We start from the raw sequence: 321 nt of genomic DNA, 5'->3' as shown, positions 1-321 counted from the left end.
ATGCCATCATCGGAAAGCCGGGAAACACCAGCACCGCGAAGGTGAGGGGCGCTTCGCTCGCTCTCTGTGCCGCTTGACCCCGCGCAGTCATGGCTGGCGGGCGTAGCGCGGCACCACGATATCGGCGGTGAGCGGCGCGAGATCCGTCTCGTTAGCGAGATCGGGGTCGAGCCAGATCATCTCCTCGATCTCGGCGGCCGGGATCGGCTCGCCGGTGAGGGACAATTCGAAAAGCTCGGCCTCGACGCGGGCATCCGGTTCGTTGGCGGCGGGCGCGGAGAAGAAGCCGAGATGGGAAGCCATGGCCGGATCGACGACGAC

At 66.7% G+C, this 321-nt stretch carries 1 pseudogene; it reads right to left on the bottom strand.

What is annotated here, in order from left to right:
* Positions 1-87: 87 nt before the first annotated feature.
* Positions 88-321 (bottom strand): annotated as a pseudogene (locus tag EN804_RS37590) (NUDIX domain-containing protein); the annotation flags it as partial.

Source organism: Mesorhizobium sp. M8A.F.Ca.ET.161.01.1.1 (genome assembly GCF_004792105.1).
In the GTDB taxonomy this organism is placed as follows: Bacteria; Pseudomonadota; Alphaproteobacteria; order Rhizobiales; family Rhizobiaceae; genus Mesorhizobium.
Note: the sequence above shows the minus strand (reverse complement) of the source record. Positions and strands in the feature narration are given on the sequence as shown.